This window comes from Actinokineospora sp. HUAS TT18 (assembly GCF_051364635.1).
GTDB lineage: Bacteria > Actinomycetota > Actinomycetes > Mycobacteriales > Pseudonocardiaceae > Actinokineospora.
Genome location: NZ_CP195645.1, coordinates 4,693,729 through 4,715,771, shown reverse-complemented (window position 1 = coordinate 4,715,771; position 22,043 = coordinate 4,693,729). Strand labels below are relative to the sequence as shown.

Annotated in this window: 17 protein-coding genes; 14 read left to right on the top strand and 3 right to left on the bottom strand. The window is 70.1% G+C overall.

Annotation, left to right across the window (positions count from 1 at the left end):
• The first annotated feature begins 166 nt into the window (after positions 1-166).
• From ACSHT8_RS21470 to ACSHT8_RS21410, 13 genes are all read left to right on the top strand, one after another.
• The gene (locus ACSHT8_RS21470; RefSeq protein WP_436492699.1) at positions 167-883 is read left to right on the top strand and encodes a hypothetical protein; all 717 of its coding nucleotides are present in this window, start codon (positions 167-169) and stop codon (positions 881-883) included.
• Positions 883-1,488: a class F sortase gene (locus tag ACSHT8_RS21465; RefSeq protein ID WP_436492698.1), complete on the top strand. Its 606-nt coding sequence runs from the start codon at positions 883-885 to the stop codon at positions 1,486-1,488. Before ACSHT8_RS21470 ends, ACSHT8_RS21465 begins: the two co-directional genes overlap by 1 nt.
• A gap of 751 nt (positions 1,489-2,239) precedes the next feature.
• Entirely contained in the window at positions 2,240-3,757 is a 1,518-nt protein-coding gene (locus ACSHT8_RS21460; RefSeq protein ID WP_436492697.1) for a sugar transferase, read from the top strand.
• Between the two features lie 45 nt (positions 3,758-3,802).
• A complete protein-coding gene (locus ACSHT8_RS21455) occupies positions 3,803-4,867 on the top strand; it encodes a Gfo/Idh/MocA family protein (protein ID WP_436492696.1) in 1,065 nt (354 codons plus the stop codon).
• On the top strand, positions 4,864-5,871 hold the full coding sequence (locus tag ACSHT8_RS21450; RefSeq protein ID WP_436492695.1) for an SDR family NAD(P)-dependent oxidoreductase: 1,008 nt from the start codon (positions 4,864-4,866) through the stop codon (positions 5,869-5,871). Before ACSHT8_RS21455 ends, ACSHT8_RS21450 begins: the two co-directional genes overlap by 4 nt.
• Positions 5,871-6,998 (top strand): DegT/DnrJ/EryC1/StrS family aminotransferase, encoded by a 1,128-nt coding sequence (locus ACSHT8_RS21445; protein WP_436492694.1) that lies wholly within the window; start codon positions 5,871-5,873, stop codon positions 6,996-6,998. The genes ACSHT8_RS21450 and ACSHT8_RS21445 overlap by 1 nt, the downstream gene beginning before the upstream one ends.
• Positions 6,995-9,067: a glycosyltransferase gene (locus tag ACSHT8_RS21440; RefSeq protein ID WP_436492693.1), complete on the top strand. Its 2,073-nt coding sequence runs from the start codon at positions 6,995-6,997 to the stop codon at positions 9,065-9,067. Before ACSHT8_RS21445 ends, ACSHT8_RS21440 begins: the two co-directional genes overlap by 4 nt.
• Positions 9,068-9,069: 2 nt before the next feature.
• On the top strand, positions 9,070-10,917 hold the full coding sequence (gene asnB, locus ACSHT8_RS21435) for an asparagine synthase (glutamine-hydrolyzing) (RefSeq protein WP_436492692.1): 1,848 nt from the start codon (positions 9,070-9,072) through the stop codon (positions 10,915-10,917).
• The gene (locus tag ACSHT8_RS21430) at positions 10,914-11,558 is read left to right on the top strand and encodes a NeuD/PglB/VioB family sugar acetyltransferase (RefSeq protein ID WP_436492691.1); all 645 of its coding nucleotides are present in this window, start codon (positions 10,914-10,916) and stop codon (positions 11,556-11,558) included. The genes asnB and ACSHT8_RS21430 overlap by 4 nt, the downstream gene beginning before the upstream one ends.
• 19 nt (positions 11,559-11,577) lie before the next feature.
• Positions 11,578-12,690 carry a DegT/DnrJ/EryC1/StrS family aminotransferase gene (locus tag ACSHT8_RS21425; RefSeq protein WP_436492690.1) on the top strand — a complete coding sequence of 371 codons (1,113 nt, stop codon included), beginning with the start codon at positions 11,578-11,580 and terminating at the stop codon, positions 12,688-12,690.
• Positions 12,687-13,268, top strand: coding sequence for an acyltransferase (locus ACSHT8_RS21420; RefSeq protein WP_436492689.1), 582 nt, complete (start codon positions 12,687-12,689; stop codon positions 13,266-13,268). The genes ACSHT8_RS21425 and ACSHT8_RS21420 overlap by 4 nt, the downstream gene beginning before the upstream one ends.
• Positions 13,269-13,469: 201 nt before the next feature.
• Entirely contained in the window at positions 13,470-17,504 is a 4,035-nt protein-coding gene (locus ACSHT8_RS21415; RefSeq protein WP_436492688.1) for a DUF4082 domain-containing protein, read from the top strand.
• A 22-nt stretch (positions 17,505-17,526) separates the two neighbouring features.
• Positions 17,527-18,570: a glycosyltransferase family 2 protein gene (locus tag ACSHT8_RS21410; RefSeq protein WP_436492687.1), complete on the top strand. Its 1,044-nt coding sequence runs from the start codon at positions 17,527-17,529 to the stop codon at positions 18,568-18,570.
• Positions 18,571-18,572: 2 nt separating this feature from the next.
• Here the strand turns inward: ACSHT8_RS21410 and ACSHT8_RS21405 are convergent, their stop codons facing one another.
• On the bottom strand, positions 18,573-19,328 hold the full coding sequence (locus tag ACSHT8_RS21405; RefSeq protein WP_436492686.1) for a hypothetical protein: 756 nt from the start codon (positions 19,326-19,328) through the stop codon (positions 18,573-18,575).
• 10 nt (positions 19,329-19,338) lie between these two features.
• Entirely contained in the window at positions 19,339-19,833 is a 495-nt protein-coding gene (locus ACSHT8_RS21400; protein WP_436492685.1) for a SigE family RNA polymerase sigma factor, read from the bottom strand.
• Positions 19,834-20,542: 709 nt separating this feature from the next.
• Between ACSHT8_RS21400 and ACSHT8_RS21395 the strand changes: the two genes are divergently transcribed.
• On the top strand, positions 20,543-20,881 hold the full coding sequence (locus ACSHT8_RS21395; RefSeq protein WP_436492684.1) for a MerR family transcriptional regulator: 339 nt from the start codon (positions 20,543-20,545) through the stop codon (positions 20,879-20,881).
• Between the two features lie 40 nt (positions 20,882-20,921).
• Here the strand turns inward: ACSHT8_RS21395 and ACSHT8_RS21390 are convergent, their stop codons facing one another.
• Positions 20,922-22,031, bottom strand: coding sequence for a VanZ family protein (locus tag ACSHT8_RS21390; protein WP_436492683.1), 1,110 nt, complete (start codon positions 22,029-22,031; stop codon positions 20,922-20,924).
• Positions 22,032-22,043: the final 12 nt, after the last annotated feature.

The following is a 22,043-nucleotide window of genomic DNA, read 5'->3' as shown; positions in this document are numbered from 1 at the left end:
CAGTCGGAGGAAGACGCCCGAACGGCGTCCGGGTTGCGTGGATCGGCGAAGACGAGCCGAACGTCGCAACTTGCCCCGGGCTTGGCAACCGCACGCGCCCGGCCGGCGTGTCCCCCGTGTCGAACCACCGCCGCCATGAAGCGGCTCACACAGGGGGAGTCCCACCATGTTCCGTCGTGCAGTCATCGGCGCGGGTATCGCCGCCGTCGCGACCACCACTCTGGCCTCCGGCGCGCAGGCCGCCGCCTACGAGGGAGCACTGGGCTTCCAGGGCCAGTCCTTCGTCGGCAAGCCCGGCGGGACCGTCCCGCTGGACGGCTGGTGCACCGACCCCGGCTTCACCGCCGCCTCGATCAGCTCGCCGGTCACCGACCCGGTCCGCATCTACGCCCAGAGCGGCGAAGGCGGCAAGCAGACGTTCCAGGGCACCGCCAAGATCAAGAAGAGCGCGAAGGAAGGCGTCTACAAGATCTCCTTCGTCTGCGGGGACAAGAAGATCGAGGCGCCCCTCACCGTCCACGTGCCCGGCCCGAACGACAAGATCCGGGTCGAGCCCGGCCAGCTCAAGGTCGTGCCCGGCAAGGCGGTGCCCGGCCAGAAGGTCAGCCTGTGGTGGCACGGCCCGAGCTGCCCCACCCCCGGCGCCGCCACCGGTGTGCGCCTGACCGGCAAGCCGGGCGCCGCGACGGCGATCGAGGACGAGCTGCGGGTGACGGTGGCCGCGGTCGTGCCGAACGGCACCAAGCCCGGCAAGCACACGGTCACGCTGAAGTGCGGGGACACGAAGCTCTCCACCACGCTGACCGTCGTCGCGCCCGCACCCGCCAAGGTCACCGTCACACCGAAGGGCGCGCCGGAGACCGGCGGCGGTCCGGTCGCGTGATGCGTCGGGTCCTGTTCGGGGTGTTCGCCGCGCTGCTGCTGTTCCTGGCGGCGTGCGGCGGCACTCCCTCCGACCAGCCCGGGGCGGCCACCTCCACGGTGGCCGCCCCGGCGGCGGCCGATGAGGCCGAGACCGCCGACGCCGAGATCGAGCCGGTCGCCGAGCCCGCGTCGATCACGATTCCGAAGATCGGTGCCGAGTCGACGCTGGTGCCGCTGGGCCTGAACCCGGACCAGACCGTCGAGGTGCCGCCGGTGACCCAGCCGATGCAGGCGGGCTGGTACCGGCTCGGCCCGCGGCCGGGCGACGTGGGACCCGCGGTCGTGCTGGGCCACGTCGACGGCGGCGGCAAGCCGGGGATCTTCCACCGCCTGCGTGAGCTCGCCGCGGGCGACGAGGTGCGGGTGTCGCGCGCCGACGGGAGCGTCGCGCTCTTCACGGTCACCAGGGTCGAGCAGATCGCCAAGAAGGAGTTCCCGACCGACCGCGTCTACGGCGAGACCGACGCGGCCGAGTTGCGCCTGATCACCTGCGGCGGGTCGTTCGACGCCGCCGCTAAGAGCTACCGGGAGAACGTGATCGTCTACGCGTCGCTCTCGGAGTAGCCGGGGTGGGTCCGCTCCCGCTGGGGGTGGGCGGACCCGCTCCGGTGGGACCTTTGGCACTCACTCGAACGAGTGAATCCGCCCTTGTGGTCGCTCTATCGCTCGCCGTGATCGGTTCCGGCGGGAAGCGCGCGGGGTGTGGGGCAGCGCACAGGGGTGAAGATTTCCCACACACATCAGATTTTGACTGCGCTCTGTGATCACTCTGTTGATCGAGCGCCCCTCGGTGCCGGGCTGGCCGGGAGGCGAAAATTCCCAGGTCGCGGCCAAGAAATCCGCCAGCGTGGCGGTGAGAAAATAGACAACCGGGCATTGATCGAACGGACTAGGCGTGTCGTTCGATCAGGTGGTGCGTTGGTCACAGTGGTGAGCGTTCGAGTGAGTGTTCAAGATCGCGATATACGCTCAGTCATGTGCCAACTTGTCCTCTGAGGACTGTCGCAAGTGATCATGTCGACCATGGTGACCTGCGAAGTTGATCGCTGAACTGTCAAGGATTGACAACGGGGAGTACTACGCAGCGTGTAACTCGGTGTCCGGCAACCGTCCGTGCCGTCAAACGGGTTACCAAGAAACTAACCCTCCGTGTAACGACGGCGGGGAGGGAAACGAATCAGGTTACGCAGCCGGAGTCCGATCAAAGCGGCTCGGACGCATGGCTCGACCTAGTCAATTCCAGCAGACGCACTAGGGCCCGCGGGGATGCCCTGTGCCCGTGCACGCCCGATCCGGCCGAACCGGGGGATACACGATGCGTGACCAAGTGGGGTTCCCGCGTAAGAGAACGACGTTATGGCCCGCGCCTGAGCGGACCCGTCGTGCGCGGACACCCGGACTTGACCTGCCCGCGGGGGAACCGGGCCAGCCGCCCGTCGCCGGGTGGGAGCCTCGCTACCGCACCGGGGTCATCCTCGGTGACCTCTTCGCCATCCTCTTCGGCGTGGTTGTCGTCGGCAGCCTCGTCTCGGGCGCCACGGTGCCCGCCCCGACCGCGGCGCTGATCGGCGTCGCGACCTTCGCCGTCCTGCTCGGCTCGCTGATGGTCAACCGGTCGTGGAACCTCGCGGTCCTCGGCCAGGGCGCCGAGGAGTTCCGCAGGCTCGGCCGCGGTGTCGCGGCCGCCGCCGTCGTCCTAGCCCTCGGCGGGCTGCTGTTCGACATCCAGTCGATCCGGCCGTGGGTCTTCATCGTCATCCCGGCGACCGCGCTGGTCGCCTTCCCGATGCGGTACGCGCTGCGGCAGTTCCTGCACCGCGCGCGCCGCGAGGGCCGCTGCCTGCTGCCGGTCATGGCCGCGGGCAGCGTCGACACCGTCCGCGACCTGATCAGCCGCACCCGCGCCACCCCGCACCTGGGCTGGCGCGTCGACGCGGTCTGCACGCTCGACGGCCTCGCCGACTTCGACAGCGAACTCGACGGTGTGTCCGTGGTCGGCGAGCTGTCCGACCTGGCAACGCACGTCCGCCGCGGCGGCTACCGCATCGTGGCGGTCACCCCGGACCAGTACTGGACGCCCAAGCGGCTGCAGCAGCTGGCCTGGCAGCTCGAGGGCAGCGGCGCCGAGATGGTCGTCGCCCCCGTGCTGATGGAGGTCGCCGGGCCGCGGCTGCACGTCGACGCCGTGCTCGGCATGCCGCTGCTGCGGGTGTCCGCGCCGTCGTTCACCGGTGTGCGCCGGGTCGTCAAGGACATCGTCGACAAGGTGGGCTCCGGCCTGCTGATCGCGCTGCTGTCGCCGCTGATGCTGCTGGTGGCCGCCGCCATCATGATCGACGACATGGGCTCGCCGTTCTACAAGCAGCGGCGCGTCGGCAAGGACGGCCGCGAGTTCACGATCATCAAGTTCCGCACGATGATCAAGAACGCGGACAAGCTGGTCGCCCAGCTCGCCGACCAGAACGAGGGCAACGGCGTGCTGTTCAAGATGCGCAAGGACCCGCGCATCACCCGGGTCGGCTCGGTGCTGCGCCGCTACTCCGTCGACGAGCTGCCGCAGCTGTTCAACGTGCTCGCCGGGTCGATGTCGCTGGTCGGGCCCCGGCCGCCGCTCCCGGAGGAGAGCGCGCGGTACGCCCCGGACGTGCGGCGCAGGCTGCTGGTCAAGCCGGGCCTGACGGGCCTGTGGCAGGTCAGCGGCCGCAGCGACCTGTCGTGGGACGACTCGGTCCGTCTGGACCTGCGCTATGTCGAGGACTGGTCGCTCGCGCTCGACGCGGTGATCTTGTGGAAGACCTTCCGGGCCGTGTTCAGCGGCCAGGGAGCGTACTGAAGGAGATCCGGTGGGGGCCGGACACATCAAAAGGGGATCTAGAGCGTGGGAACCATCGGGCTAGCCGTCATCGGGGCCGGATACTGGGGGCCGAACCTCGTCCGCAACGCCCAGGCCACACCGGGCCTGCGGCTGGAATACCTGTGTGACCTCGACGCCGACCGCGCCCGCCGGGTGCTCGGCGAGTACTCGACGGTCAAGGTGTCGGACTCGCTCGACGAGGTGCTGGCCGACCCGGCCGTGCACGCCGTCGCGATCGCCACCCCCGCCAAGACCCACCTGCCGGTGGCGATGGCGGCGCTGGAGGCGGGCAAGCACGTGCTGGTCGAGAAGCCACTCGCGGCGACCTACGCCGAGGGCAAGCAGTTGGTCGACGCCGCCGACGCGCGCGGCCTGACCCTGATGCTCGACCACACCTACTGCTACACCCCGGCCGTGGCGCACCTGCGCGAACTCGTCCAGGGCGGCGGCATCGGCTCGGTGCAGTACCTCGACTCGGTGCGGATCAACCTCGGCCTGGTCCAGCCGGACGTCGACGTGCTGTGGGACCTCGCCCCGCACGACCTGTCGATCTTCCTGTCGATCCTGCCTGACGGCGTGCAGCCGCTGTCGGTCGCCGCGCACGGGTCCGACCCGATCGGCGCGGGCCGCGCGTGTGTCGCGCACCTGACGATCGAGCTCACCGGCGGCGCGATGGCGCACGTGCACGTGAACTGGCTGTCCCCGACCAAGATCCGCACGATGGTCATCGGCGGTTCGGCCAGGACCGTGGTCTGGGACGACCTGAACCCGACCCAGCGCCTGTCGATCTACGACCGCGGCGTAGACCGCACAGAGGCGGCGGACATGGGCGACGACAAGCGCGCCCAGACGATCGTGTCCTACCGCGTCGGCGATATGGTCGCCCCGGCGCTGCCGGAGAAGGAGGCGCTGCGCGCGGTCATGGCCGAGTTCCACGCCGCCATCACCGAGAAGCGCGCCCCCCTCACCGACGGCCGGTCCGGCCTGCAGGTCCTGTCCATTCTCGAGGCGGCTTCGGCCAGCCTGTCCCAGGGCGGCGCGTTCATGCCCGTCCTCGGTGCCGATTTCACTGAAGGGGTCAACGCATGACGACCGCACAGCCGATCGAGGGCCAGCGGGCGTTGGTGACCGGCGGTGCCGGGACCATCGGCTCGGCCGTGGTCGACCAGCTGGTGGCCGCGGGCGCCGCGGAGATCGTGGTGCTCGACAACTTCGTGCGTGGCCGCAAGGAGAACCTGGCCCAGGCCGCCGCGGCGGCGGGCGACCGGCTCCGCGTGGTCGACGGCGACATCAACGACCGGTCGCTGGTCGGCGAGCTGACCGCGGGCATGGACCTGGTGTTCCACTTGGCCGCCATCCGCATCACCCAGTGCGCCGAGGAGCCCCGGCTGGCGCTGGAGTGCCTGGTGGACGGCACGTTCACCGTGATCGAGGCCGCCGCGGACGCGGGCGTCAAGAAGGTCGTCGCGTCGTCGTCGGCGTCGGTGTACGGCCTCGCCGAGACGTTCCCGACCGACGAGCGCCACCACCCGTACAACAACGACACGTTCTACGGCGCGGCGAAGGCGTTCAACGAGGGCATGCTGCGCAGCTTCAAGGCGATGCGCGACCTCGACTACGTGGCGCTGCGCTACTTCAACGTCTACGGCCCGCGGATGGACGTGCACGGCCTCTACACCGAGGTCCTGATCCGCTGGATGGAGCGCATCGTCGACGGCAAGGCCCCGCTGATCTTCGGCGACGGCGCGCAGACGATGGACTTCGTCCACGTGCACGACATCGCCCGCGCCAACATCCTGGCCGCGCGCGCCGACGTGACCGACACGGTCTACAACATCGCCAGCGCGCACGAGACCAGCCTGCTCGGCCTGGCCGAGGCGCTGCTCGCGGCGATGGACTCCGACCTCGGCGTCGAGCACGGTCCGGAGCGCAAGGTCAACGGCGTGACCCGGCGGCTGGCCGACATCAGCGCGGCCGACCGCGACCTCGGCTGGCGTCCGGAGATCACGATGGACGACGGTCTGCGCGGCTTGGTCGACTGGTGGCTAGCGGAGAAGAACAACGCAGCGAAGAAGATCGGGGCATCAGCCTGATGGCGATTCCCGTCATGAAGCCGCTGCTCGGCGAGGAGGAAGCCCTCGCCGTGGCGGAGACCGTGCGCTCCGGCTGGGTCGCGCAGGGTCCCCGGGTGGCCGCCTTCGAGCAGGCGTTCGCCGAGCGGGTCGGCGCGGCGCACGGTGTGGCCGTGTCGAGCTGTACCACCGGCCTGCACCTGTGCCTGCACCTGCTCGGCGTCCAGCCGGGCGACGAGGTGGTGGTGCCGTCGCTGTCGTTCATCGCGACCGCCAACGCCGTGCGCTACTGCGGCGCCACCCCGGTGTTCGCCGACATCGACCCGCTGACCGGCAACCTGACCGGCGCGACCGTGGCCGCCGCGATCACCCCGCGCACCAAGGCCGTCATGGTGGTGCACCAGGGCGGTGTCCCCGCGAACGTGCGCGAGATCCGGGCCGCGGCGGGCGAGATCCCCGTGGTCGAGGACGCCGCGTGTGCCGCGGGGTCGACGCTCGACGGCGCCCCGGTGGGCACGGGCGCGCTGCTGGCGGCGTGGTCGTTCCACCCGCGCAAGCTGCTCACCACAGGTGAGGGCGGCATGGTCACCACCGACGACCCCGACTGGGCTGTGCGGCTGCGCAGGCTGCGCGAGCACGGCATGTCGATGTCGGCCGCCGACCGTCACGCCGCGGGCGGGGCGGTCGTCGAGTCCTATGTGGAGACCGCGTTCAACTACCGGATGACCGACATCCAGGCCGCCATGGGCCTGGTCCAGCTCGGCAGGCTCGACGGCATCGTCGAGCAGCGCCGCGCGATGGCCGCCCGGTACCACGAGCTGCTGGCCCCGCTGGGCCTGCGCGCGGTCGCCGACCCTGAGCACGGCACCACCAACTACCAGTCGTTCTGGGTCGAGCTGCCCGAAGGCGCCCCGGAGCTGGTCGAGGTGCTGTCGAAGCTCGCCGCCGCCGGAGTCTCGGCGCGGCGCGGGATCATGGCCGCGCACCTGGAACCCGCCTACGCCGGACACCCGCACGCCCCGCTGCCGGGCACCGAGCTGCTGGCCCGCCGGTCGCTGATCCTGCCGCTGCACCACGAACTGACCGACGCCGACCAGCGGCTCGTCGTGAGCGCGCTGGCCGACGCGATCGAGTTGGTGAAGTCGTGACGACGCGGCCGATCGCGAGGCCGATTGCGATTGTGATCGTCACCTTTAATTCCGCGGATGTGATCGCCGACTGCCTGCGGGCGCTCCCGGCCGCGCTGGCCGGCGTCGAGTCGCGGGTGATCGTGGTCGACAACGCCTCCGGCGACGGCACCACCGAGGTCGTCACCGCGACCGACCCCGACGTCAAGGTCGTGCACCGCACCGACAACGACGGGTTCGCCGCGGGCGTCAACGAGGGCGTCGCGCAGGCCGCGGGCTGTGACGTGCTCGTCCTCAACGCCGACATCCGCCTGTCCCCGGGCTCGGTCGCCGCGCTGCGCGCCGCGGTCGGTCCCGGCGTCGGTGTCGTCGCGCCTCGACTGACCGATGTGGACGGTCGGGTCCAGCACTCGCTGCGCCGCACCCCCAGCGTGGTGCGCGCGCTCGGCGAGGCCGTGCTCGGCGGCACCCGCGCGGGCAGGCTCAAGCTGGGCGAGACCGTCACCACTCCCCGCGCCTACGAGCGCGCCGGGACCGTGGACTGGGCGACCGGCGCGGCCTGGCTGGTCACCCGCGAGTGCCTCGACGCGATCGGTTCGCTGGAGGAGCGCTACCTGCTCTACTCCGAGGAGACCGACTTCATGCTGCGCGCGGGCGCCGCGGGCTTCGCTGTCCGCTACGAGCCCACCGCGCACGCCGTGCACCTCGGCGGCGAGGTGTCGACCTCGCCGCGGCTGTGGTCGCTGCTGGCCACCAACAAGGTCCGGCTGCACCGCGAACGCCACGGCCGTGCCGCCGCCGCGCTGATGTGGCTGGCCGTCGTGCTCAACAGCCTGCCCCGCGCGCTGTTCGGCTCGGCGACCCACAAGGCCGCGCTGCGGAGTCTGCTGGCCTTCCGCCGCTGGCCGGAGCCGCTGGGCGAGGCGGGCGACCGGCCGCCGTACGTCTGCTTCTCGGCGCAGGACTGGTGGTACCACAACCAGGCGCATTCCGACTTCCAGCTGATGACCCGGGTCGCCGAGCACCGCAAGGTCCTGCTGGTCAACAGCATCGGCTTGCGGATGCCGACGCCGGGCAAGAGCACCCAGTTCGCCCGCCGCATCCTGCGCAAGCTGGGCAGCGTGGCCAAGCTGGTGCGCCGCCCGCTGCCGGACGTGCCCGGCTACCACGTGATGACGCCGCTGCCGCTGCCGTTCTACAGCAAGCCGTGGCAGCGCAGGCTCAACGCGACGCTGGTCCGCACCCAGGTCCGCGCGGTCTGCGCGGTCCTCGGGATGCGCGCGCCGGTCGTCGTCGCCACGATCCCCACCGCGTGGGACGTCGTGGAGCCGATGCCGCGCCGCGGCCTGCTGTTCAACCGGTCCGACCGGCACTCCGCGTTCCCCGAGGCCGACGGCGCCGCCATCGCCGCGCTGGAGGACAAGCTGCTCGCCGGCGCCGACCACGTGCTCTACGTCAGCCGCGAACTCCAGCAGGAGGACGCTGCCGCCACCGGCGAGCGCGGCTACTTCCTCGACCACGGCGTCGACCTCCAGCACTTCCAGCGCCGGGCCGAGCTGCCCGCCGACCTGGCCGCGATCCCCGGGCCCCGGATCGGCTTCTTCGGCAGCCTCGACGACTACCTGGTCGACTTCGACCTGCTCGAACGCGTCGCCAAGGAGTTCCCGGACTGCTCGCTGGTGCTGATCGGCGACGCGACCATCTCGATGGAGCGCTTCGAGAAGTACCCGAACGTGCACTGGCTCGACTTCCGCCCCTACGCCGAGATCCCCGCCTACGGCACCGGGTTCGACGTGGCGCTGATGCCGTGGCTGGACAACGACTGGATCAAGCACGCCAACCCGATCAAGCTCAAGGAGTACCTCGCGCTCGGGCTCGCCGTGGTGAGCACCGACTTCCCCGAGGTGCACCACTACGCCGACCGGATCAGGATTGCCGAGAAGGGCCACGACGGGTTCATCGACGCGGTCCGGCGGACGCTGGCCGACGGCGGGGAGTCCACCCCGGCGGACCGGCGCGAGTCGGTGCTGCCCGCGTCGTGGGACTCGCGGGCGCGGCAGCTGATGCACCTGGCCGAGAGGCAGCGTTAACGATGTGCGGAATCGCGGGCGTTCGGCACCTTGACGGGTCCCCGGTCGACCCGGGGGTGCTTGCCGAGATGGCCAAGCGCCTGCACCACCGGGGCCCGGACGACTCGGGCACGTGGGCCGATGGCGACATCGGCTTCGCGCACACCCGGCTGTCGATCATCGACCTCGGCGCGTCGGTCCAGCCGATGGAGGGTCACGGCGGCCGGACGCACATCGCGTTCAACGGCGAGATCCTCAACTACCGGCAGCTGCGGTCCACAGTGGACTACCCGTTCCGCACGGGTGGCGACACCGAGACCATCCTCGCGCTCTACGCCAAGTCAGGCGTCGACAGCGTGCGGGAGCTGCGCGGCCAGTTCGCCTACGCGATCCACGACGCCGACTCCGGCGAGCTGCACCTGGTGCGCGACCGGATGGGCATTCTGCCGCTCTACTACTACGTGGACGACAAGGTCTTCGCGTTCGCCTCGGAGATCAAGGCGCTGTTCCCGGCGATCGGGCGGCGCGCGGTCGACGAGGCCAGCCTGCACGACTACCTCGCGCACGGCTCGGTCCCGGCGCCGTTCACGCTGGTCGACGGCGTGCGCAAGGTGCCGCAGGGCCACCGGCTGACGCTGGGCCGCGACGGCCAGGTCCGGCTGCGCGCGTACTGGCAGATCCCGACGAAGGCGCAAACGCTTGACGTCACCCCGGACGAGGCCGTGCGGCTGGTGGCCGAGGCGCTCGACGCGTCGATCCAGGACGCGCTGGTCGCCGACGTGCCGGTCGGGGCGTACCTGTCGGGCGGCATCGACTCCAGCCTGATCTGCGCGCTGACCGCTAAGGCCAAGCAAGGCGATGGCCTGCACACGTTCTCCGCCGGATTCGGCGATCCGCGGGTCGACGAACTCGACTGGGCGCGCAAGGTCGCGGGCATCGTCGGCAGTGAGCACCACGAGGTGATCGTCACCGCCGAGGACTTCAAGGACTCGTGGGCGAAGCTGAGCTGGCACCGGGACGCGCCGCTGTCCCAGCCCGCCGACGTCGCGGTGTTCCGGCTGGCCGAGCTGGCCAGGCAGCAGGTCAAGGTCGTGCTGTCCGGCGAGGGCAGCGACGAGCTGTTCGCGGGCTACCCCAAGCACCGGCACGCGGCGTTCACCCGCTGGGCCGGGCTGGTTCCCGCGCCGGTCCGCGGCGCGGTGCTGCCCCGGATCGACCGGGCGCTGCCCGCGTCGAAGGCCAAGCTCGGCATCGCGGTCCGCGCGCTGGCCGAACCCAGTGCGGGGGAACGGATGCGCGGCTGGTTCGCCCCGTTCACCGAACGCGAGCGCGACGCCCTGCTCGGCGGACCGGCCGCCCGGTCGGCCATCGGCCCGTACGAGCGCGGCCGCGGCGACGCGCTGCGCCGGATGCTCTACGCCGACTCGCACGCCTGGCTCGCCGACAACCTGCTCGAACGCGGTGACCGGATGTCGATGGCCGCGTCGCTGGAGCTGCGGCCGCCGTTCCTCGACCACCGGCTCGTCGAGCTGGCGTTCACGCTGCCCAGCTCGGTGAAGGTGCGCAAGGGGACCACGAAGTGGGTGGTCAAGGAGGTCGCGCGCCGGTACTTGCCCGACGACGTGGTCGACCGCACCAAGTCCGGCTTCAAGGTCCCGCTCGACGCGTGGTTCCGCGACGGGCTCAAGGACATGGCCAACGACCTGCTCACCGGGCCGTCGTCGTTCGTCGCGGGCGTGCTCGACCCGGCCGCGGTGCGCAAGCTGCTCAGCGAGCACGACGCGGGCACCCGCAACGAGCAGCCCCGACTGTGGACGCTGCTGTCGCTGGAGGTCTGGCACCGCGAGCTGATCCGCGGAGCGGTGACATGAACCGCCCGCTGCTGCTGGTCGGCGCCGGGGGCCTGGCCCGTGAGGCGCTGGCCGCGGCCCGCGCGCTGCCCGACCTGTGGAAGCCCATCGGCATGCTCGACGACGCCGCCGAGCGCCACGGGTCCGATGTGGACGGTCTGTCGGTGCTCGGCCCGACCGAACTGGTCCACGACCACCCCGACGCCGCGGTGCTGGTCTGCGCCGCCCGCTCGTCGCGTCCCGCAGGGCGGCGCGAGCTGGTGCGCAGGCTCGGCCTGCCCGCCGACCGCTACGCAACCTTGATCCACCCCGCCGCGTCCATAGCGCCGGGAGTCACCTTCGGCGAGGGCACCGTGCTGCTCGCCGGGGCCGTCGTCACCGCGCCGCAGCACGTCGGCGCGCACGTCGTGGTGATGCCGATGGTCCTGTTCACCCACGACGACAACGTCGGCGACTTCAGCACGTTCGCGGGCCGGGCCACCCTGTCCGGCAACGTGACCGTTGGCGAGGCCGCCTACCTCGGCGCTGGTTCGGTGGTGCGCGAAGGCGTCCGCATCGGCGCCGAAGCCGTCATCGGCATGGGCGCCGCCGTGCTGTCCGATGTGCCGGACGGCGAGACGTGGGCCGGTGTGCCCGCGAAGAGACTTGACCGCAGTCACTGAAAAGCTTGAGGAGTACCGCATGACCGGCCCCATTCCCCTTGTCGACCTGGCCGCCCAGCACGCCGCTGTCGCGGACGAGGTGGCCGCGGGCTGGTCGGAGGTGTTAGCGCGCACCGCTTTCGTCGGCGGGCCGCAGGTCGCCGCGTTCGAGGCCGAGTACGCCGCGTTCGCCGGGGTGTCCCACTGCGTCGGCATGGGCAACGGCACCGACGCGCTGGAGCTGGCGCTGCGCGCGCTGGAGATCGGCCCCGGCGACGAGTGCGTGCTGCCCGCCAACACCTTCATCGCCACCGCCGAGGCCGTGGCCAGGACCGGGGCGACGGTCGTGCTGGTCGACTGCGACCCCGACACCGCGCTGATCGACGTCACCGCCGCCGCGGCCGCGGTCACCACCCGCACCCGCGCGGTCGTCCCGGTCGACCTCTACGGCCAGACCGCCCAGATCGACCAGCTGCGCGCGCTGCTCCCGCCGAACGTCGCGATCCTGGAGGACGCCGCGCAGTCGCAAGGTGCGGAACGCAACGGCGTGCGCGCGGGCTCGCTCGGCGACATCGCCGCGACCAGCTTCTACCCCGGCAAGAACCTCGGCGCCTACGGCGACGCGGGCGCGGTCACCACCGACCGCGCCGACCTGGCCGAGCGGGTCCGCCTACTCGGCGCGCACGGTTCGCCGCGCAAGTACGAGCACCCGGTGCTGGGCTTCAACAGCAGGCTCGACACGCTGCAGGCCGTGGTGCTGTCGGCGAAGCTGCGCAGGCTCGACGGCTGGAACGCCGACCGCCGCGCCGCCGCCGACCGCTACGACAAGCTGCTCGCGGGGCTCGACGGCGTGACCACCCCGGTCGTCGCCGAAGGCAACACGCCGGTGTGGCACCTGTACGTCATCCGGGTCGCCGAGCGCGACGCGGTGCTGGGCAAGCTCCAGGCCGCGGGCATCGGCGCGGGCATCCACTACCCGACCCCGGTCCACCTGACCGGCGCGTTCGCGGGCCTCGGCCACGGCGTCGGCGCGTTCCCGGTGAGCGAGCTGATCGCGGGCGAGATCCTGTCCCTGCCGCTGTTCCCGGAGATCACCCAGGAACAGCAGGAGCGGGTCGTCTCGGTGCTGGCCGACTCGCTCGGTGCGTCATGACCGCCACCGAGGCAGGCGTCTTCGTCCACCCGAAGGGCCTCTGCGAGAGCGACGAGGTCGGCGCGGGCACCCGCGTCTGGGCCTTCGCGCACGTGCTCCCGGGGGCCAAGGTCGGCCGCGACTGCAACATCTGCGACGGCGCGTTCGTCGAGACGGGCGCTGCGCTGGGTGATCGGGTGACGGTCAAGAACGGCACCCTGGTCTTCAGTGGAGTGACCTGTGAGGACGAGGTGTTCCTCGGCCCCAACGTGTTGTTCACCAACGATTTCCGGCCGCGGGCGGCAATTCGCAAAGGACCGGACGAATTGGTGGCCACCCTCGTGCGCCGCGGGGCGACCCTCGGGGCGGGCACCGTGGTCGTCTGCGGTGTCGAAATAGGACGGTACGCGTTCGCCGCCGCCGGGTCGGTGGTCACCCGCGATGTCGCCCCACACGCCTTCGTGGCGGGCAATCCAGCACGTCAGAAGGGGTGGGTGTGCGAATGCGGCGCCCGCCTCGACGAGGTGCTGCACTGTGCCGAGTGTCGTCGCGACTACACCGTGTCACCGGATGGAATCGGACTCGCGGAGATCGCTTAGCGCGACCTCACGATCACCTAACGGTCAAGGTCTCTGGGACCTAATCCCCTTCCCCCATCAGGGGTAACAGGGTGGGATGAAGTCGCGATATCCAGATCAATCGGACACCCGTGTTTCCGCGTGGGTCCGTGGTGTCTTGATCGTCCCGCTGTTTCTCACTACATACGGTTACGTACCGTGGAGGCTCGGATGGACCGTGCGATGCACGACGCACGCGGTCATGGGCGGACGTTGCGCGGTATGCGCGCCGGACTCGCCGGACTTCTCGTCGCCATAGGACTCCCGGTGCTGGTCGCCTCACCGGCCCTCGCGGGCCCCTGTGACGCGCCGACCAACCCGGTCGTGTGTGAGAACTCGAAGCCGGGAACCCCGCGCGACGACTGGTTCATCGAGAGCCAGTACGGCGACATCGAGGGCTTCGCGACCCAGACGAGTGTCCAGCCGGGACAGCGTCTCGACTTCAAGATCAAGACGCCCAGCAACAACTACTCGATCGACATCGTGCGGCTCGGCTACTACCAGGGCATGGGCGGCCGCAAGCAGCAGACGATCACCCCGTCGGTGCCGCTGCCGCAGAACCAGCCGCAGTGCGCCTACCAGTCCACGACCGGTCTCGTCGACTGCGGCAACTGGGGGGTCTCGGCGAGCTGGTTCGTGCCCAGCACCGCCGTGCCCGGCTTCTACGTCGCCAACTTCGTCCGCAACGACGGCAACGGCGCCAGCCAGTACCCGTTCGTCGTGCGCAACGACTCGTCGACGTCGGAAATCGTCGTGCAGACCTCCGACCAGACCTGGCAGGCGTACAACAAGTACGGCGACCGCCCCGGTATCAACGAGTTCAACACCTACGAGGGCGGGTTCAGCGGATCGCCGGACGGCCGCGCCTTCAAGGTCAGCTACAACCGCCCGTACCGCAACGCGGGCACGTCGAATTTCCTCAACGCCGAGTACCCGCTCATCCGCTTCCTCGAGCGCAACGGCTACGACGTCAGCTACCTGTCGGGGGTCGACGTCACCCGCAACCCCGCGCTGCTGAAGAACCACAAGGTCTACATCTCCTCCGGCCACGACGAGTACGTCAACGCCGCGCAGCGCCTCGGCGTCGAGCAGGCCAAGGCCGCGGGCGTGAACCTGATGTTCCTCACCGGCAACTCGTGGTTCTGGAAGACCAGGTTCGAGAACTCGATCGACGGATCGAACACCGCGCTGCGCACCATGGTCTGCTACAAGGAGACCAAGGCCCCCGGCGGCGCCAAGATCGACCCGAGTCCGCAGTGGACCGGCACTTGGCGCGACCCGCGCCAGTCCCCGCCGTCCGACGGCGGCCGTCCCGAGAACGAGCTTCTCGGCACCCTGTTCTACGTCAACGGCTACCGCGCCGACTCACTGAAGGTCCCGGCCTCCTTCGGCCGCAACCGCTTCTGGCGCAACACCTCCGTGGCCACCGCGACCGGCACCACGACGTTCCCGGCGGGCACCCTCGGCTACGAGTGGGACAGCGACCCGGACCACCTGCGCCCCGCGGGGTCGATCCCGATGTCCGACACCACCGTCACCGTCGACGACGGACAGCTGCTGCTGGACCACGGCCACCTCTACGGCGGCGGCCCGGCCAACCACAAGCTCACGCTCTACCGCGACCAGGTCAGCAAGGCCCTGGTGTTCAGCGCCGCGACCGTGCAGTGGTCCTGGGGCCTGGACTCCGACCACACCTTCCCGGCCGGTGCCCCGCCGACGGCGCCGACGTCCCCGGCGATGCAGCAGGCCACGATCAACATGCTCGCCGACATGGGCGCCCAGCCGCGCACGCTGATGGCGGGCATGGTGCAGGCCACCAAGAGCACCGACACCACCGGCCCGACCGTCACGGTCTCCGGCCCGGCGAACGGCTCGACGGTCCCCGCGGGTACCCCGCGCACCATCTCCGGCACCGCGGTCGACGTCGGCGGCGGCAAGGTCGCCTCGGTCGAGGTCTCGGTCGACGGCGGCGCCACCTACAAGCGCGCCACCGGACTCGACACGTGGTCCTACGCGTGGACCCCGAGCGTGCTCGGCCCGGTGTCGATCAAGGTCCGCGCGTCCGACGACGGCGCGACGATCGGCAACACGGTGACGGTCAACGTCACCGTCGGCGCCCAGCAGTGCCCGTGCACGATCTTCGGCACGCAGATGCCGACGACCGTCGACAGCGGCGACACCGCCGCGATCGAGGTCGGCACGAAGTTCAACACCTCGGTCAACGCGACCGTCACCGGCGTGAAGTTCTACAAGGCCGCGACGAACACCGGCACCCACACCGGGTCGCTGTGGTCGTCGGCCGGTCAGCGCCTGGCCACCGGGACGTTCTCCGGTGAGACGGCCAGCGGCTGGCAGACGCTGAACTTCGCCACACCCGTACAGATCAGATCCGGGCAGCCCTACATCGTCTCGTACACGACGACGACCGGCCACTACTCGGTCGACCCGGGCTACTTCAACGGCAAGGGAGCGGGCATCGTCCCGCTGACCGCGCCCGCGACCGGCAGCGTGCCCGGCGGCAACGGCGTGTTCCGCTACGGCTCCGGCTTCCCGGACAGCTCGTTCAACGGCGGCAACTACTGGGTCGACGTGATCGTCACGACCGACTCCGCCGACAACACCCCGCCGGTCGTCAACTCGACCAACCCGGCCAACAGCGCGACCAACGTCTACGTCGACGCCAGCATCAGCGCGACGTTCAACGAGGCCGTCGACCCGGGCAGCGTCCAGTTCACCGTGCAGGCGGGCGGCAACCCGGTGCCCGGCACCGTGAGCGTCGACGACAAGGTGGTCACCTTCAGCCCGACCGACCTGCTGCCCGCGAGCACCCAGCACTCGGTGACGCTCAACGCCACCGACGGCTACGGCAACCCGCTGGCCGCGCCGAAGACGTGGAGCTTCACCACCGGCACCAACCTCGCGCCGTGTCCGTGCAACCTGTTCAAGGCGAAGGTGCCCGCGACGATCGACGCGGGCGACGCAAGTGACGTCGAGCTTGGCGTGAAGTTCACCGTGGGGACCAACGCCACGGTCACCGGCGTGCGCTTCTACAAGTCGTTCGCCAACACCGGCACGCACACTGGCTCGCTGTGGACCAGCTCCGGCCAGCGCCTGGCGACGGGCACGTTCACCAACGAGACCGCGTCCGGCTGGCAGTCGCTGACCTTCGCCAGCCCCATCCAGATCCAGGCGGGCCAGACCTACGTCGCCTCGTACCGCACGCCGACCGGCCACTACTCGGTCGACTCCGGCTACTTCGCGAGCCAGGGCGCGGGCCGAGGCGTGCTCACCGCGCCGACGTCCCCGGCGTCGGGCGGCAACGGCGTCTACGTCTACGGCGGCGGTTTCCCGTCGAGCACGTTCAACGCCAACAACTACTGGGTCGACGTCACCGTCGACACCCAGGGCGCCGACACCACCGCGCCCACGGTGACCTCGACGAACCCGACGAACAACGCCACCAACGTCTCCACCGGGACCGGTGTCACGGCGAACTTCAGCGAGCCGGTCAACCCGTCGTCGCTGACGTTCACCCTGACCCAGAACGGTGTCGGCCCGGTCTCCGGCTCGACGCAGCTCGCCCCGGACAACCGGAGCATGACGTTCGCGTCGACCTCGGCGCTGGCGGGCAACGCCACCTTCACCGCCTCGGTGCGGGCCAGTGACGGCATGGGCAACCTGATGCCCGCGGCGTACAGCTGGACCTTCACCACCGGCGCGGCGGGCGCCTGCCCGTGCACCCTGTTCCGCCCGACCGACGCGCCAGGCAACTTCGCCGTCGACTCACCGGTGGAGCTGGGCACCCGGATCAGGGTGGGGCAGAACGGGTGGATCACCGGGGTCCGGTTCTACAAGGCCGCGGGCGACCCCGGCTCGCACACCGGAACCCTGTGGTCGAACGCGGGCGCGCAGCTGGCGACCGGCACGTTCACCAACGAGAGCAGCAGCGGCTGGCAGACCCTGACCTTCGCCTCCCCGGTGGCGGTCACGGCCGGGTCGACCTACGTGGTCTCGTTCTGGGGTTCGGCGGGCCGCTACGGCTACAGCACGCAGTACTTCAACGCCGACCGCGTCAACGGGCCGCTCACCGGCCCCGCGACCACGGGCACCGCGCCCAACGGCGTCTACCAGTACGGCGGCGGCGGTGTGTTCCCGAGCGGCTCGGGTAACGGATCGAACTACTGGGTCGACGCAACCTTCGTAACGACCCAGCCGTAACCGAGTTCCAGGGGGCAAAGCAGTGGCCAGCGTCGACGTGGTCATCCCGTGCTACAAGTACGGGTCCGTCCTGCCGACGGCGGTGCGGAGCGTGCTCGACCAGCCCGACGTCGACGTCCGGGTGCTCGTCATCGACGACGCCTCCGGCGACGGAAGTGCCGACGTGGCCAGGCAACTGGCCGCGGAGGACAGCCGGGTGCAGGTGGTCGAGCACGTCCGCAACAAGGGCCACATCGCCACCTACAACGAGGGTCTGCTGGAGTGGGCGAGCGCGGACTACTGCGCTCTCCTCTCCGCCGACGACGCCCTGACCCCGGGTGCGCTGCGCCGCGCGACGCGGCTCATGGATGCGCACCCGGAGGTCGGGTTCACCTACGGCCGCCCCCTGCACTGGGACGGCAGCGAGCCGCTGCCCCTGGCCAGGACGGCGGACAAGGGCTGGACCGTCTACAACGGACACTCGTGGCTGCGCCGCAGGTTCGCGCTCGGGGAGGGGTGCATCACCTCGCCGGAGGTGGTGGTGCGCACCGAGGTCCAGCAGAAGTACGGCGGCTACGACCCCGACCTGCGCCACACCGGCGACATCGAGATGTGGATGCGCTTCGCCCTGCACACCGACGTCGGCTACCTGCGCGGCGTCGACCAGGCTTACTACCGGGTCCACGGCAACAACATGTCCGCGGCCTATTACGCCTCCCAGGTCGCCGACCTGCGCCAGCGGCTGGCCGCGTACGTTTCGATCGTCGACCGGATGGACGGGCAGCTGAAGGACAAGGCGGACCTGGACCGCCAGGTCCGCCGGGTCTTGGCCAAAGACGCGCTGCGGCGCGCGGGCCGGGCTTACGACAAGGGGATCACCGCGGAGTCGCCGATCGACGAGCTGGTCGACTTCGCCGTGGAGACCTTCCCCGAGGCGGCGTCGCTGCCCGAGTGGCACACGCTGAAGCTGCGGGAACGCCTGGGCACCAAGACGGCGAGGACGCTGTCACCACTCGTCCTCACCGCCCCGGCCCGGCGCATCCGCCAACACGCCCGCGTGTTCCGCTGGGAGCAGACGGGCATCTAGCGTCAGGACAGGTGGAACCTCGGCGACATGGCCAGCCGGGCCAGCTCCTGCTGAGTGAGCGGGAGCTGGCCGGTTCCGGACTGCACGACCTCGACGACTGTTCCATCGGTGTGCCGATAGAACGCGCCCTTCGTCGCATCAAACTGATTGCCGTCCGCAACGCGTGAAACTATCCACACCTTCTCGCTGTCGACTATCAGCGGCTCGCACACCAGCATCGGTTCGCCTGCGCAGGGGTCTTCGGGCCTGCTGTTTCCCGGAGTGAGCACCGTGACCATGACACTGGCCGTGGCCCCCGCGATGTAGGCGTCGTACTCCCACGCCTCGCGGTGGCCGATGTACTGGTCGAACTGCGCCTGGTGCCGCGTGTCGCCTGTCGGGAATCCGTTGGGCAGCGCGTCTTTCAGCAGGTCGAGCAGCTCGACAGCCTTGTCATAGCGCGGGCCCGCGGTCGCCGTGCGGTCTGGCTGGCCGTTGGGCCACGAGGTCTCGGTCTTCGACGGCGATGTGGTCGTGGTCCGGCTGGGCGCGCCGATGGCGATGGTGTCGCTATCAGTGCCGCCGAGGCCGGGCAGCAGCACCGCGCCCGCCGTGATCACCGCGACCGCGCCCGCCGCGCCGAGCCCGGCGAAGGTGGCCTTGCGCTTGCGTTCGGCGCGGCGGGCCGCGTCGAGGACGACGGAGCCGTTCATGGATGGGGGTGCGGCGGTGGCGGCCATGGTGGCGCCCAGCGCGTCGCGCAGGTCGTGCTCGTTCATGGGGTCCCTCTCAGAAGGTCGCGGTAGGGGCTGGGACGAGAGCGCGCAGGGCGGCGAGGCCGCGGGAGGTCTGGCTCTTGACCGTTCCCGTCGAGCACTTCATCGCCTGCGCGGTCTCCTCCAGGGAGAGGTCTTCCCAGTACCGCAGGACCAGTGCGGTGCGCTGCCGTGCGGGCACTCTGGCCAGTGCCCGCACGAGGACCAGCCGGTCTTCCGGCCCGGACTGCTCGACTGCCCGGTCCGCCGGTTCGTCGGTCACCTGTTCCCGCCGGAAGAACCCGCGTCGGGTCTCGTCGAGGAAGGTGTGCACGAGGATCCGCCGGGTGTAGGCGTCGAGCCTGCCTGGCTCGCCGATCCGGTTCCACACGCGGTAGAGCTTGATGAACGCTGTTTGGACTAGATCCTCAGCGCGATGCCAGTCGCCGCACAGCAAGTACGCCGTGCCGCGCATCGCGTCGGACTTCGCCGCGAAGTACTCGGCGAAGCCCTGGTCGCGGTCGCTCATCAAACCCCCTGGGTGCGTAGCTACGCCTTAATCACGCTCGTGGCCTGCCGAAAGGTTGCATCCCGAGGCTGTCGACGACCGCCTGCCGCAGCCGTCGGAGGAAATCTATGGTGGCTGGGGTAGACATTCCATCCCGGCTGTGTGTAGTGTTCTCCTCGTACCGAGAGAGACAACGTCAAGCAGGCGCGGGAGATGACGAACTACCCGCGAGGCGAGTCGCAAGAGTGCAAGAAATGCGGTTGCAAGGCAGATTGGCAAGACCGATAGGTAAGAAAGTCAGTGTGAGAACGGTCAGGTGGCCGGAGCCGATCTTCGACGGGGCTCCGGGCAGTGGCCAGCGGCGTGACGCGTGCTGGGGCCGATCAGTGGAAGGGTTCCAGCCGGTGGCGTTCGCGGTAGTCGCAGTACCTGAAGTCGCAGTACCTGAAGTGATGCAAGGTAAGTGGAATACACAGAATAGGAGGGAAGGGCTACATCATTGGATCGCCCGCAGCGGCTGTGCAGTAGTGCCGCGCGGGTACCGCAGTCCCATCGGATTGGAAGGTGGTTCTCGGTTACGAATAAGCGATCTCCGCACTTTCTGTCTCTCGGACGGAAACCGCGGATACCGGAAGCCGGCCTCGCGGCCGGTTGACAATGATGAAACCCAACCCCTGGGACCCTGGGCGCCGCACTTGGCGCCCGGGGTCCCTTGTGATGTGGAGGTGGAATGATTCCTGACCAACGCGAGACCCCCGCTTCCGATTCCAGCGGGGCCGACAAGTTCGACGATGACCACTACCCCGCCTACACGATGGGCCGGGCCGCGGAAATGCTCGACACCAGCCAGAACTTCCTGCGCAGCCTCGACGAGGCGGGTTTGATCCAGCCGCAGCGTTCGGCGGGCGGGCACCGTCGCTACTCCCGCCACCAGTTGCGCATCGCGGCCCGGGTGCGGGAGTTGGTCGACCAGGGCACGGCTATCGACGCCGCCTGCCGAATCGTCTCTCTCGAAGACCAACTCCACGAGTCCCAGCGACAGAACTCCGAACTCCGCTCCACCGAATGACCGCGAGTGTGCCGCCGGGACCCTGCGGCACACCCACTCGCTAATGGCTCTCCGCCTCCAGGGACGTCTTCACCGGTCGCCGAAAGGCCGCGTCCCGGCTGTCGACGACACGCAGCCCCGCCACCACCCCGGACAGGCCCTGGTGGCCACGCGGCCGCCACGCCATCACCCCGCTCACCACCAGCAGCAGGAACCCGACCAGCGGCACCCCGAAGAACTCCAGCACGAAGTAGCCACCCGACCCCACGGCGAACCGGGCGGCCATCCGGCCGATCGACGGTTTCGCGCCGTCCGGGCCGATCGGGCGCAGCAGCACCACCCGTTGTCCGAACGTGCCGCCGTCGCCCAGCAGGGGCACCAGCACCAACAGCAGCGCGACGGGGGCGGCGATGGTGAGCAGTCGGTGCTGGTCCGGGACTTCTTCGATGAGCAGATAGACGGCGATCACGTTGTAGATGACCTGGAAGGTCGCCCCGAGCAGCGCGACGGTCACCAGGTCGACCGCCATCCCCAGCAGCCTGCGTGCCGTCGTCACCGGCCGCGGCTCGCCCGCCGCGGCCTTGACTTTCTGGCCGGGCATCAGCCGCAGCAGCGGGGCGAGCGCCAGGCCGAGCGCGGCGCCGAGGGTGTTGGTGATCAGGTCGTCGACGTCGAACAGCCGGTACGGGCACGCGAACAGGCCCCACACGGCGGTCCGCTGCGTGACCTCGATGAACAGCGACACCACCGCGCCCAACGCGACGACGGTGATGGGTCGCAGCCGAAGCAGGTGCCTGCCGAACATCCCCAGTGGCACGAACAGGGCCACGTTGAACACGGCCTGCTGGAGCGCCGGGTTGTGCAGCACCGCCCGGACACCGGTGCCGACCTGGTCCTTGCGCATGTCCGAGAGGAACTGCAGCGGCCTGAGCTGCATGGTGCGGACCGCGTTGTCGGCGCACCACTGCGGGGTGGTGTCCGGGACGGGCAGCAGCGTGTACGTCCACAGCGCCATCGCGTAGATGAGGAACCCGAACGCGAGCAGAGCGTGCCCGAATCCGAGCTCGCCGCGCTTGCGGTAGCTCCAGGCGATGTAGGGCACGACAAGCAGTACCGAAAGCAGCCCACCCGCGAAGAACGCGATCAGGGCCGACAGCTCAGGATCAGTCACCAGCGCAACCTA